This is a genomic window from Pseudomonas entomophila, assembly GCF_029478665.1.
Taxonomy (GTDB): Bacteria; Pseudomonadota; Gammaproteobacteria; order Pseudomonadales; family Pseudomonadaceae; genus Aquipseudomonas; species Aquipseudomonas entomophila_F.
This window is the reverse complement of record NZ_JARPQB010000020.1, coordinates 35187-47460: the sequence shown is the minus strand read 5'-3', so window position 1 is coordinate 47460 and position 12274 is coordinate 35187. Positions and strand designations below refer to the sequence as shown.

At 67.9% G+C, this 12274-nt stretch carries 11 protein-coding genes; all 11 read left to right on the top strand.

What is annotated here, in order from left to right:
• Positions 1–13: 13 nt before the first annotated feature.
• The 11 genes from P5705_RS12280 (at position 14) to P5705_RS12230 (ending at position 12233) form a co-directional block, all read left to right on the top strand.
• A complete protein-coding gene (locus P5705_RS12280) occupies positions 14–1378 on the top strand; it encodes an NAD(P)/FAD-dependent oxidoreductase (RefSeq protein WP_277461127.1) in 1365 nt (454 codons plus the stop codon).
• 300 nt (positions 1379–1678) lie between these two features.
• Positions 1679–3016 (top strand): DUF1329 domain-containing protein, encoded by a 1338-nt coding sequence (locus P5705_RS12275; protein ID WP_277461126.1) that lies wholly within the window; start codon positions 1679–1681, stop codon positions 3014–3016.
• An 18-nt stretch (positions 3017–3034) separates the two neighbouring features.
• Positions 3035–4861, top strand: a complete 1827-nt coding sequence (locus tag P5705_RS12270) for a DUF1302 domain-containing protein (RefSeq protein WP_277461125.1) — start codon at positions 3035–3037, stop codon at positions 4859–4861.
• Positions 4862–4906: 45 nt separating this feature from the next.
• Positions 4907–7267, top strand: a complete 2361-nt coding sequence (locus tag P5705_RS12265) for an efflux RND transporter permease subunit (RefSeq protein WP_277461124.1) — start codon at positions 4907–4909, stop codon at positions 7265–7267.
• 13 nt (positions 7268–7280) lie between these two features.
• Positions 7281–8258 carry a WD40/YVTN/BNR-like repeat-containing protein gene (locus P5705_RS12260; protein WP_277461123.1) on the top strand — a complete coding sequence of 326 codons (978 nt, stop codon included), beginning with the start codon at positions 7281–7283 and terminating at the stop codon, positions 8256–8258.
• Positions 8259–8295: 37 nt separating this feature from the next.
• The gene (locus tag P5705_RS12255) at positions 8296–9516 is read left to right on the top strand and encodes an amine dehydrogenase large subunit (protein ID WP_277461122.1); all 1221 of its coding nucleotides are present in this window, start codon (positions 8296–8298) and stop codon (positions 9514–9516) included.
• Positions 9510–10064, top strand: coding sequence for a MauE/DoxX family redox-associated membrane protein (locus tag P5705_RS12250; protein ID WP_277461121.1), 555 nt, complete (start codon positions 9510–9512; stop codon positions 10062–10064). Before P5705_RS12255 ends, P5705_RS12250 begins: the two co-directional genes overlap by 7 nt.
• Positions 10061–10663, top strand: a complete 603-nt coding sequence (mauD, locus tag P5705_RS12245) for a methylamine dehydrogenase accessory protein MauD (RefSeq protein ID WP_277461120.1) — start codon at positions 10061–10063, stop codon at positions 10661–10663. Before P5705_RS12250 ends, mauD begins: the two co-directional genes overlap by 4 nt.
• Positions 10660–11184: a methylamine dehydrogenase light chain gene (locus P5705_RS12240; protein WP_277461119.1), complete on the top strand. Its 525-nt coding sequence runs from the start codon at positions 10660–10662 to the stop codon at positions 11182–11184. The genes mauD and P5705_RS12240 overlap by 4 nt, the downstream gene beginning before the upstream one ends.
• 3 nt (positions 11185–11187) lie before the next feature.
• On the top strand, positions 11188–11616 hold the full coding sequence (locus tag P5705_RS12235) for a c-type cytochrome (protein ID WP_277461118.1): 429 nt from the start codon (positions 11188–11190) through the stop codon (positions 11614–11616).
• Complete coding sequence (locus P5705_RS12230; protein ID WP_277461117.1) at positions 11613–12233, top strand: c-type cytochrome; 621 nt, start codon at positions 11613–11615, stop codon at positions 12231–12233. Before P5705_RS12235 ends, P5705_RS12230 begins: the two co-directional genes overlap by 4 nt.
• Positions 12234–12274 lie beyond the last annotated feature (41 nt).

Here is a 12274-nt window from a genome sequence, read left to right as displayed (position 1 = left end):
CCGAGAGTCCAGCATGAACGACAACAACAACGACGCTGTGCATGAACATCGCTCCTTCTGGCAACACGACTACGGTATCTACGCGCCCAACACGCGCCTGACCGAAGACCTCAAGGTCGATGTGGCGGTGATCGGCGGTGGCTTCACCGGGCTCAACACGGCCTGGCAGTTCAAGCGCGACAACCCCGGTGCCCGGGTGGTGGTGCTGGAGGCGGCCTTGATCGGCTTCGGCGCCAGCGGGCGCAACGCCGGTTTCAGCACCAAACTGTTCGGCCTGGAGCCGGAGCTGGTGGTGCTGCGCTGGGGCCGGCAGAAGATGATCGACGCTCACCACTACCTCGAAAAGGCCGTGGCCTATACCCGCGAGGTGATCGACAGCCATGGCATCGATTCGGATTACCGCCATGCCGGGCTGGTGCGGGTCAGCTATTCGCCGCAGCAGGCGGCGCGCCTGGGCAAGACCCTGGCGCTTTACGAATCGCTGGGGCTGGCGGCGGACATGCGCTGGCAGGACGGCGACGCGCTGCGCCAGCAATACGACTCGCCGCGGCTGCTGGGTGGCATTCGCGAAGCCGAGACCGGCTACCTCGACCCTTGCAAGCAGGTGCGCGGGCTCAAGGGCCTGGCGGCGTCGGTGGGGGTGCGTATCCATGAGGCGACGCCGGTGCTCGATTTCGACAGCAGTGGTGCGGGCATCGTGCTGCGCACGCCCGTGGCCAAGGTGACCGCCGACAAGCTGGTGATCGCCACCAATGCCTACTCGCGGCAGGTTCCCGGCTCGCGTGCGCTGGAGCGCCGGCAATTCCCGCTGTGGACCTACCAGGTGGTCACCGAGCCGCTGGGCGACGCGCTGTGGCAACGCCTGGGCTGGCAGGGCAGGGAGGCGTTCGGTGACAACCGGCAGATGCTGCACTACTTCCGCCCGACCGTGGACGGTCGCATCGTCATGGGTGGCGGCGATGTGCTGGCCTATACCGGCAGCGCCATGGACGAGCAGCCGTCACCGGCCAGCTGGGCGCACTGCGAGGCGCACCTGAAGTGGATCTACCCGCAGCTGCGCGATGTGCGCATCGCCTACCGCTGGGGCGGGCCGGTGTCGGTGAACGCCGACATGGTGCCGGAGATCAGTTTCATCGGCGATGAACGCATGGTCTATGCCGGGGGGTGTTTCGGCCATGGGGTTGCGCTGTGCCACCTCAACGGGCGGACCATCGCCGACTTGCTGCAAGGGCGGCGTAGCGAATTGACCGACTTCTGGATCGTCAACCGCAAGGCCATCGCCATGCCGGGCAACACCCTGTCGTGCTGGGCCGGGCGCACGGCGCGCCAGGCGCTGCGGGCGTGGGATTGGTGGGAAGAGCGCGCCCTCAAGGCCTGACACATCCTTCTGTAGGAGCCGGCCTTGCCGGCGAACCAGGCGACACGCTGCATGGAACCGGCGTTGCCGGTGTTCGCCGGCAACGCCGGCTCCTACAGAAGAGGGCGCACATTCGGGGCCTGGCACCGGATGACAAACACCCTGGCGCGCGCGGTCAAGCCGCTGCCCGTCGCCATTGAATACTGTCTGTCACGCAGAGCCGGAAACGCTTTTTGGGCCGTCCCTCGGCGGCCCCTTTTTCCCCTCTGCCTGCAACGAACTGCCTTTCGATAACCACAACAATCACGCAAGGAAAAGTTCATGAAACGACGCCCCCTGTCCCTGTTGGGCGGCGCGCTGCTGGCGCTGCTCGGTACCACCACCTCGTTCACGGCCGTGGCGGCCCTCACCCCATCAGGCGCGGAAAAGGCCGGCAACGCCGACGGCAGCATCCCCGCCTGGACCGGCGGCCTGACCCTGGCCCCGGCCGGCTGGTCGCCGGGCCACGGCGATCCCTACGCCGCCGACAAGCGCCTGTACGCGATCGACGCCAACAACGTGGCCCAATACCAGGCGCAACTGCCGGAAGGGCAGGTAGCGCTGATCAAGGCCTACCCGGGCTACCGTCTCGACGTGTACCCCACCCACCGCAGCTGCGCGATCCCCGACGAAGTGGCGCAGCGCACCCAGGCTTTCGCCGGCCAGGCCAGCATCGGCGCCGACGGCTGGCGCCTGGAGCGAGCAGCCGGGGCGGCGGTGCCGTTCCCGCAACCCAAAAGCGGCATCGAGGTGCTGTGGAACTACAAGCTGCGCTACATGGCCAAGGGCCGCAAGGCGCAGATCTCGTTCCTGCGCCGCGAGCCGGCCGGGGGGCTCACCGAGGTGCGCCAGTGGGCCAGCGAGTACTACCCCTACAACGACCCGGCGGTGAAGGCCCCGGCAGACACCGACGACGTCGAGGCCAAGCTGCTCTACGACATCCAGTCGCCGTCCTCGCGCGCCGGCGAGATGTACCTGGTGCACGCCCGCCTGGACCAGCCGCAGAACGCCTGGATCTACTTCCCCGGCCAGCGCCGCGTGCGCCAGGCGCCGACCTTCGCCTACGACAACCCGATCGCCGGCTCCGACAACCTGTACTTCGTCGACCAGATCAATATGTTCACCGGCGCCCTGGACCGCTACGACTTCAAGCTGCTGGGCAAGCGCGAGATGGTGGTGCCGTACAACTCCTACCGCCTGGTGGACAAAAGCAACACCTACGACAAGCTGATCGGCGAGCACTACCTGGACCGCGACGCCCAGCGCTACGAGAAGCACCGGGTGTGGGTGGTGGAGGCCACGGTCAAGGCCGACAAGCGCCACTCGTTCGCCAAGCGCGTGTTCTATTTCGACGAGGATAGCTGGAGCCTGCTGCACGTGGACATGTACGACGCCAAGGGCAACCTGTGGCGGGTGCAGGAGGGCAGCTTGTGGGCCGACCCCGAAATCCAGGCCTGCACCAGCTTCGAGTACGTCAGCTATGACCTGATCGCCCGGCGCTACATCGCCGACGGCTTCACCCAGCAGGGCGCGGCCCTGGACCTCACCGCCGGCCTGCAAGGCCGGGTCAGCGACAAGCAGTTCAATGCAGGCGAACTGCGCCGTCGCGGCGAGCGCTGACCGCCAGGAGAGCAGAGCATGAACACATTCCCTTCGCGGGCATGGGCGCAGGCCGCCCCGTGCCCGGCGCTGGCCCTGGCCGTCCTCGGCCTGCTCGGCGCGCAGCCTTGCCAGGCCTTCACATTCGGTAGCGAGGATGGAGTCTCGGGCAGCTTCGACTCGACCCTGTCCTACGGTTTCGCCAGCCGCCTGCAATCGCCCGACTGCCACTTGCTGGGCAACGACAACGGCGGCTGCAACACCGGCACAAACAACGAGCTGGGCCGCTATTACAACCTGGAGCGCGGCAACGGCTACGCCAACGCCGACATCAACTACAGCAACGCCGACGATGGCAACCTCAACTACCACAAGCACGACGTGTTCTCCCAGGTGCTCAAGGGCACCCACGAACTGAGCCTGCGTTTCGGCGAGGGTTGGAGCGCCCTGGGGCGGGTGGCCTGGGCGCGGGACTTCAAGATGGACGACACCCGTCGCACCGACCTGGAAGGCCCGGCCAGGCGCGACGCCACCAAGCGCTTCGACCTGCTCGACCTGTGGCTGGCGAAAAGCTTCGACCTCGGCGAGATGCCGGCCAAGGTCAAGGTCGGCAACCAGGTGATCAGCTGGGGCGCGGAGCTGTTCGTCAGCGGCGGCATCAACCAGATCAACGCCCTGAGCCTGCCCAAGTACCACACCCCAGGCACGCAGTTGAAGGAAGTGTTCATCCCCGCGCCGATGGCCTCGTTCAGCCTGGGGCTGACTGACACCCTGAACCTGGAGGGCTACTACCAGTTCAAGTGGAACGGCTACGACGTCGACCCGGTGGGCAGCTATTTCTCCAGCGCCGACATCGCCGGCGAAGGGCGGCGGGCGATCTACTACCCGACGGGCTTTGTCGAAGGCCTGCAACCCGGTACCTGCGCGGGGACACCGAGCGGCCGCTGCGGCGACCCGCTGACCAGCGGCCTGAGCCACGAGCAACTGGTGGCCAGCGGCCTGGCGGTGCCCTATGGCGGCGAACACAAGCCCGGCAATGGCGGCCAGTACGGCCTGGCCCTGCGCTGGACGGCCGAGTCGATCAACACCGAGTTCGGCCTGTTCTACCAGCGCTACCACGACAAGCTGCCCTTCATCGGCTACACGGCGCGCAGCAACCCGGATGCCCTGGTGGTGGACGACTACTTCATCAATTATGGCGAGGACAAGGACCTGTTCGGCCTGTCGATGAGCACCCTGGTGGGGCCGGTGGCCGTGGCCGGCGAGCTGTCGTTCCGGCCCCACGACAGCGTGGCCATCGACCCGACGGTGGCCTTCGGGCAAGGCCTGACCGGCAGCTACAACCGCTACAGCGTGTTCGACACCGGGGTGAGCAAGGGCTTCGTCGAGGAACGCAAGTGGCAGGCCGACGTCAACGCCACCTACACCTTCTCGGGCAACGACCCGCTGGGCTTCATCCCCAACGCCCTGGGCGCCTCCGACGGTTTCCTGCTGGCGGAGGTGGCGGTCACCCGCTATCCGGGGCTGGACACCTCGGGCCGGGTGCCCTACGTGCTGCCGGACTACTCGCTGCCCGACCGCACCTCGTGGGGCTACGTCACCGAGTTCGGGGTCAACTACCCGAACCTGTTCGACAGCGGTGTCACCGTCACCCCGCAGCTGGACTTCAGCCACGACGTCAAGGGCACCACGCCCAACGCCATGCCCTTCGTCGAGGGGCGCAAGTCGCTGACCACCTCGTTGCTGTTCAACTACCGCGACCGCTGGAAAGGCGGCTTGCAGTGGGTGCGCTACTGGGGTGGCGGCGACAACAACCTGATGGCCGACCGCGACTTCGTCAGCGGCAATATTTCCTACTCCTTCTGATCCGGCCGCCACGTGCTCGCAAGGCGCGTGGCGGGGAGGTTATTCATGCTGGCTTATCTGGTCTCGGCGCTCGAGCGCCTGGTCTTTCGCCATCGCCTGGCGACCCTCGGCCTGCTGGCCGTGGTCACCCTGGTGATGGGCCTGTTCGCCGCGCGTCTGGAGATGTCGGCGGGCTTCGATAAACAACTGCCGCAGCAGCACCCCTATATCAAGACCTTCAACCAGTACCGCGACGTGCTGTTCGGCGCCAACCGGGTCATCGTGGTGCTGCGGGCGCGCCACGGCGATATCTGGAATCCGGTGGCGCTCACTCGCCTGCACGACCTGACCCAGACGCTGTTCTTCCTGCCGGGCATCGACCGGCGCAGCGTCACCTCGCTGTGGACGCCGAACACCCGTGCGGTGCAGATCACCGAGGAAGGCATGAAGGCCGAGGACGTGGTCGGCGGCGATGTCACCGTCGGCAACCTCGATGCCCGGGCCATCGCCGGCATCCGCGAGCGCACCCTGGCCGGGGGCTTCGTCGGCAGCCTGGTGGCCACCGACCAGCGCGGGGCGATGGTGGTGGCGGAACTGGCCGACCCGGACCCGGTGACGGGCAAGCGCCTGGACTATCTCGCTTTCAGTCGGCAATTGGAGGAGCAGGTGAGGGCGCAGTACGCCAACGCCGACTTCGACGTGCAGATCATCGGCTTCGCCAAGCAGATGGGCGATATCGGCGCCGGCGCCCGCAGCGTGGTCGAGTTCTTCGCCCTGGCGTTCGTGCTCACGGCGCTGGCGGTGTATGGGTACACCCGCTCCTGGCGCCTGACGGTGCTGCCGCTGGTGTGCTCGCTGGTGTCGGTGGTGTGGCAGTTCGGCACCCTGACGCTGCTGGGCTTCGGCCTCGACCCGCTGGCGATCCTGGTGCCGTTCCTGGTGTTCGCCATCGGCGTGTCCCATGGCGTGCAGCAGGTCAACTTCATCGCCAAGGAAGTCTGTGCCGGCGCCGATGGCATGACCGCCGCCCGGCGCAGCTTCGTCGGGCTGATGATCCCGGGCACCCTGGCCCTGATTACCGCTTTCGTCGGTTTCGCGACGTTGGTGCTGGTGCCGATCCCGATGATCCGTGAGCTGGCCATCACCGCCTCGGTGGGGGTGGCCTACAAGATCGTCACCAACCTGGTGATGCTGCCGGTGCTGGCCAGCTACTGCCGTTTCGACGCGCGCTACGTGGCACGGGTCGAGCGCCTGCGGGCGCGCCGCGAAGGGCTGATGACCGGCCTCGGGCGTATCGCCGAGCCACGCAACGCGGTACGGGTGACGCTGCTGGGGGCGGGCCTGATGGTGCTGGCGGTGTGGCAGAGCCAGGGTCGGCATGTCGGCCATGTGCTGCCGGGCGCCCCCGAGCTGCACGCCGACTCGCGCTACAACCAGGACGTGGAGCAGGTGGTAGGGCACTTCGCCCTGGGCCTGGACCTGTTCACCGTGGCCGTGCAGACCCCGGCGGGTGGCTGCTATCGGCATGAGGTGATGGCCTATGTCGACCGCCTGACCTGGTACCTGGGCACCTTGCCCGGCGTGTTGTCGGCGCAGTCGCTGCCGGCCATGGCCAAGCTGGCGGCCTCGGGGGTGAACGAAGGGCAGCCGAAGTGGGCGGCGCTGCCGGTCGACGAGCTGTCCCTGGGCGAGGCCGTGCGCCAGGTGCCCGAGGCGCTGCGCCTTTACGACGCCGACTGCACCGTGCTGCCGGTCAACCTGTACCTGGCCGACCACAAGGCCAGCACCCTCAAGCAGGTGACCGCGGCCATCGAGCAGTACCGCGAGCGCCATGTGCTGCCCGGGGTGAACGTGCGCCTGGCCAGCGGCAACGCCGGGGTGCAGGCCGCCACCAACGCGGTGGTGGAGGGCTCCGAGTTGCCGATGATGCTCTACGTGTACCTGACCATCGTGCTGCTGGTGGGGCTGGTGTACCGCGACTGGCGGGCCATGCTCGCCTGCTGCCTGCCACTGACCCTGGCGACCTTCCTCGGGTACTGGTTCATGAAGGCCCTCGACATCGGCCTGACCGTGGCCACCTTGCCGGTGATGGTGCTGGCCGTGGGCGTGGGGGTGGATTACGCCTTCTACATCTACAACCGCCTGCAACTGCACCTGGCGGCGGGGCGCGACATCGTCGCCGCGTTCCAGCAGGCGTTGCGCGAGGTGGGCGTGGCCACGGTGTTCACCGCGCTGACGCTGTCGGTGGGGGTGGCCACCTGGTCGTGCTCGGCACTGAAGTTCCAGGCCGACATGGGCCTGCTGCTGACCTTCATGTTCATGGCCAACATGCTGATGGCGGTGACCCTGCTGCCGGCCCTGGCCGTGGTCCTGGAAATGCTGGTTCCGCGACGGGGGCCGGTACGCGCGCCCCTGGTCGCCCATTGAGAAGGGTTGGCTGATGAAGAGTGTTCGCGTGTTGCCCTGGGTGCTTGGGTTGATGTGCGTGGGGCAGGCCTGGGCCGCACCGGCCATTGCCCTGAACGAGGTACGCCAGGCCCCTTTGGTGGCCGTGGCCAGGGCGGGGCAGGGGTTGGTCGCGGTGGGCGACCACGGCGTGGTGGCGCTGTCCGCCGATGGCCGGCAGTGGCGCCAGGCGCGCAGCGTGCCGGTGGATGGGCTGTTGACCGCGGTGAGCTTCGTCGACAGCCAGCAAGGCTGGGCCGTGGGCCATGGCGGGGTGTTGCTGCACAGCGTCGATGGCGGCCAGGACTGGACCTTGCAACAACATCTGGAGGGCAAGCCGGTGCTGCTGTCGGTGCTGTTCACCGATGCCCGCCACGGCGTGCTGGTCGGTGCCTATGGCTATGCCGCGCGCACGGCCGATGGCGGCGTCACCTGGCAGGCATTGCAGGTGGGCGAGAAGGGCGACGACTTCCACTTCAACCAGGTGTTCCAGGCCGCCGACGCCAGCCTGTTCATCGTTGGCGAGGCCGGCCACGCCTACCGCTCCACCGACCAGGGCGGGTCCTGGCAAGCCTTGGATACGGGTGTCAGTGGCTCGCTGTGGACCGGCACCGGCCTGCGCGATGGCCGGGTGCTGCTGGCGGGCATGAGCGGGCGGGTATTGCTGGGCGACAGCCAGGGCCGGCATTGGCAGGTGCTCGACTGCGGCAGCCGCGAGGCGATCACCGCCGTGGCGCAACTGAATGACGGCCGCGTGGCCCTGGTGGGCAACGCCGGCCTGGTGGCGGTCTCCGACACGCAGGTGGCGCACTTCACCAGCACTCAGCGCGAGGACCGCCAGAACCTCGCGGCCCTGGTCGCTCGGCCGGGCCATCTGTTGCTGCTCGGCGCCGCGGGCGTGGTCGACAGCGTGGCACCGGATGCCAAGCCGACTGTCACCGCGCGCCAATCCACCGAAAATGCCCCTCGATAGACTCAAGCCCAGGCCGATCGCCTGTTGCGGAGCCCCTATGTTCAAGCGTTCCTTGCGTCATCTGCTGTGTGGCCTGTCGTTGCTCGCCGGTGCGTCATCGGTGTTGGCCGGCTTCGTGCCGGAGCAGGCCCGTGTCGAAGTGCTCGGCGATCATCGCGACCAGCACTGGTTCTGGCTCTGGGGCAGCAATGCGCCCAACATGGTCGATGGCCGTGCCTACCTGTTCGACGACCAGGGCCGCAACCTCGGCCAGCTGAGCACCGGCATCTGGTCCAATGGCCTGCAACTGGCGCGCAGCCGCGACGAGCTGTACGCCACCGAGATCTACTTCAGCCGGGGCGTGCGTGGCCAGCGCAGCGACGTGGTCACGGTGTACGACGCCAGGACCCTGAGCCCCAAGCGCGAGATCCCGATCCCGGCCAAGCGCATGACCGCGTTGATCTCCACCGGCCTCAGCGTGCTGTCCGACGACGAGCGCTTCCTGCTGGTGCTCAACTTCACCCCGGCGCAGTCGATCTCGGTGGTCGACCTGGCGCACGACCGCTTCGTCACCGAGGTGCCGATCCCGGGCTGCGCGTCGATCTACCCGGCCGGCCCTCGTGACTTCTACGCGATCTGCGGCAATGGCGGGTTCTTCCACCTGCGCCTGGATGAGCAAGGGCAAGTGGCGTTGCAGGAACGCACCCCGTCGGTATTCGACCCGCTGCAGGACCTGCTGCTGACCACCGGTGTGCGCGATGGCGACACCTGGTACTTCGTTTCCCAGCACAACCGCGCCTGCGCCCTGGGCATGGGCGCCGACGGTGTGCGGCCGATCAAGCAGTGGTCGCTGGTCAGCGACCAGGAGCGCGCCGATGGCTGGGGCATCGCCGGCAACCATGGCGTGGCCCTGCACCAGCAAAGTGGGCGGCTGTACGTGCTGATGCACAAGGATGTGCCGGAGAACTACCAGAAGCCCGGCACCGAGGTATGGGTGTACGACGTGGCCACGCAACAGCGGGTGGCGCGCCTGTCGCTCGAGGGGCAGAGCACCGCCATCGGCGTCAGTCAGGGCGACCGGCCTCGGCTGTACAGCCTGGACTGGGTGGTGCCGATGCCGAGCCTGTTCACCCTGTGGGTCTACCTCACCAAAGGCGAGGCCGGGCTGACACCGCTGCTGCGCCAGGGCGTGAACCTGTACGACGCCGACAGCGGCGAGCACCTGCGCAGTGTCGGCGATATCCCCTTGGGCTTCCTCAACGTGGTGATGCCATGGTGACCGTCGCACTGCTGCATGACCCCCTGGTGCATGTCGCCAGTGTCGGTGGGTTGACCTTATTGCTGGGCGCTGCCGCGCTGCACAAGCTGCACGATCCCCAGGCGTTCGCCGCTGTGTTGCAACGCTATGCCCAGGTACTGGGCCGCTGGTGCGCGGCGCCTGTGTGGCCGCACCTGTTGCCGGTGCTGGATGTGCTGGCCTGCTCGGGGTTGCTGCTGAGCCTGTGGTGGCCGCTGGCAGCGCTGCCCGCCGTAGGGTTGCTGGTGCTGTATGCCGGCGTGCTGGCGGCGGCCGTGAGCGAGGGTAGCTCCCTGGAAGACTGCGGCTGCCACTTCGGCGGCCGCCGCCAGCCGCCGTCCGCGGCGCTGGTCTGGCGCAACCTGCTGCTGGCGTTGGTCGCTGGCAATCTGCTGACGCCTGTGAGCGAACGTCCGCTGACCTGGCTCGACGGCTGCACCCTGGTGTTCGCCTTCATCAGCGTCGCCGCCCTGTACCTGCTGGCCAACCAGCTGATCTCCAACCGTGCACTCCCGAGGCAACGGCCATGACTTACGCACTGATCATTTCCAGCCTGCTGTCCTGGGCGATCATCCTGATGCTGACCCTTGCCGTGTGGGCCCTGGCGCGCCAGGTCGGGCTGCTGCACGAACGCATCCAGCCGGTGGGGGCGTTGTCCCTGGGCAAGGCGATCAAGGCCGGAGACACGGCGCCCGTGTTCACCTTGCCCAGCCTGAACGGAGGTTCGGTCAACCTCGGTGGCGCCGACGGGCAAGGGCAGGGTACCTTGCTGTTCTTCCTGTCCGAGACCTGCCCGGTGTGCAAGACGCTGCTGCCAGTGCTCGATGCGCTGCGTCGGCAGGAGCGGCTGAGGGTCGTGCTGGCCAGCGATGGTGAAGTGGATGAGCACCTGGCCTTTATCACCGCCCACGGCTTGCAGGCGTTCCCTTACCTGCTCTCCCGAGAAGCGGGCCTGGCCTACCAGATCAGCAAGCTGCCCTACGGCGTGCTGATCGATGAGCACGGCACCGTCGCCAGCCACGGCCTGGTCAACACCCGCGAGCATCTGGAAAGCCTGCTGGAGGCACGGCGCCTGGGGCATGCCACCGTCCAGGCGTACAACGCCGCGCAACAGGGGCAGCAGCCATGACGATCCGTTGGTTCGACGAAGCCACCCAACTGCTGACCCGCCGCGTTGCCCGCGGTACCTCGCGCCGGGGTTTCCTTGGTGGCCTGGGCACCTTGCTGGTCGGCGCCGGGGCGACCACGTTGCTACCGGTGTTCCGAGGCGACGCCTTCGCCCAGTCCAGTGCCGGGCTGCAGGAGTCGGGGGACCCGAACAGCTGCGAGTACTGGCGCCACTGCGCCATCGACGGCTTCCTCTGCGGCTGCTGCGGCGGCACCTCCAGCAGTTGCCCGCCGGGCACCGTGCGCTCGGACATCACCTGGATCGGCACCTGCCACAACCCCACCGACGGCAAGGACTACGTGATCTCGTACAACGACTGCTGCGGCAAGAGCAACTGCGGCCGCTGCGTGTGCCAGCGCGACCAGGGCGACACACCGCTGTACCGCCCGCAGAGCTCCAACGACCTGAACTGGTGTTCCGGCAGCCAGGCGGACATGCCGTACCACTGTTCGCTGTCGGTGGTGATCGGGGTCAAGGAGTAGGGCATGGCCGGCCGTCTGTCGTGCGCGCTCACCCTGGCCCTGCTGGCGTTCGTCGGCAGCGCCCTGGCCACCGAGCCGCGCCAGTTCGACTACATGCTCAACTGCCAGGGCTGCCACCTGCCCGACGGCAGCGGCAACCCGGGGCGCGGCGTGCCGGCGTTTCCCGGGCAGCTGGGCAAGTTCCTCGGGGTGCCGGGTGGGCGCGAGTACCTGGTGCAGGTACCGGGCTCGGCCTTGTCGGGGCTGTCGGACGACGCCCTGGCGGGGGTGCTCAACTGGATGCTGGCGCGTTTCGACGCCAGCCACCTGCCCACGGATTTCAAACCCTACAGCGGCGCCGAAGTGCGGCAGTGGCGCGGCGCGGTGCCCGCCGATGTCGAGGCCACGCGCAAGCGGCTGCTGCAACGCATTGCCCAACGAGAACAACAATGAGAGCACTTCAACCGATGACGCCACGCCTTTGCGCCGGCCTGCTGGCCCTGGCCAGCACCTTCATGGCCCACGCCGAAACCGCGCCCGCCCAGGCCGCCACCTGTGTCGCCTGCCATGGCGCCCAAGGCCAGGGCAACCCGGCACTGGGCGCGCCGCGCCTGGCCGGGCAGCACGCCGAATACCTGCTCACGCAGCTGCGCGATTTCAAGGCCGGGCGCCGGGGCTATGACCCGCGGGATAGTCACGGTGCGCAGATGCGGGCGATCGCCGCGACGGTGCAAGAGGGGGAGCAGGAGCCGCTGGCGCGCTACTTCGCCGGGCTCGAAGGTGGCGCCGTTGCGCCGCCAGTGCCCGGCGCAACGGGCCAGGCGCTCTACCAGGGCACCTGTGCCGCCTGCCATGGGCCGCAGGGGCAGGGCTTCGCGCACCTGAAAACGCCGAACTTGCGACTGCTCGACCGGACTTATCTCGACCGCCAGTTGCTGGCCTTCAGCGACGGGACCCGGGGCAGCGAGCAGCACGGCAGCGAGCTGGCGATCTGGATGCGCGGCATTGCCCTGCAACTGCATGGCGATGAACAACGGCGGGTGTTGCTCGACTACATCGCCACCCCATGACCTGCGAACCAACAATCTCTGTAGGAGCGGCTTCAGCCGCG

Bases quoted from the DNA above. Each gene is read 5' to 3' on its own strand.
- P5705_RS12280 (WP_277461127.1), top strand. From the start codon at position 14: ATGAACGACAACAACAACGACGCTGTGCATGAACATCGCTCCTTCTGG.
- P5705_RS12275 (WP_277461126.1), top strand. From the start codon at position 1,679: ATGAAACGACGCCCCCTGTCCCTGTTGGGCGGCGCGCTGCTGGCGCTG.
- P5705_RS12270 (WP_277461125.1), top strand. From the start codon at position 3,035: ATGAACACATTCCCTTCGCGGGCATGGGCGCAGGCCGCCCCGTGCCCG.
- P5705_RS12265 (WP_277461124.1), top strand. From the start codon at position 4,907: ATGCTGGCTTATCTGGTCTCGGCGCTCGAGCGCCTGGTCTTTCGCCAT.
- P5705_RS12260 (WP_277461123.1), top strand. From the start codon at position 7,281: ATGAAGAGTGTTCGCGTGTTGCCCTGGGTGCTTGGGTTGATGTGCGTG.
- P5705_RS12255 (WP_277461122.1), top strand. From the start codon at position 8,296: ATGTTCAAGCGTTCCTTGCGTCATCTGCTGTGTGGCCTGTCGTTGCTC.
- P5705_RS12250 (WP_277461121.1), top strand. From the start codon at position 9,510: ATGGTGACCGTCGCACTGCTGCATGACCCCCTGGTGCATGTCGCCAGT.
- mauD (WP_277461120.1), top strand. From the start codon at position 10,061: ATGACTTACGCACTGATCATTTCCAGCCTGCTGTCCTGGGCGATCATC.
- P5705_RS12240 (WP_277461119.1), top strand. From the start codon at position 10,660: ATGACGATCCGTTGGTTCGACGAAGCCACCCAACTGCTGACCCGCCGC.
- P5705_RS12235 (WP_277461118.1), top strand. From the start codon at position 11,188: ATGGCCGGCCGTCTGTCGTGCGCGCTCACCCTGGCCCTGCTGGCGTTC.
- P5705_RS12230 (WP_277461117.1), top strand. From the start codon at position 11,613: ATGAGAGCACTTCAACCGATGACGCCACGCCTTTGCGCCGGCCTGCTG.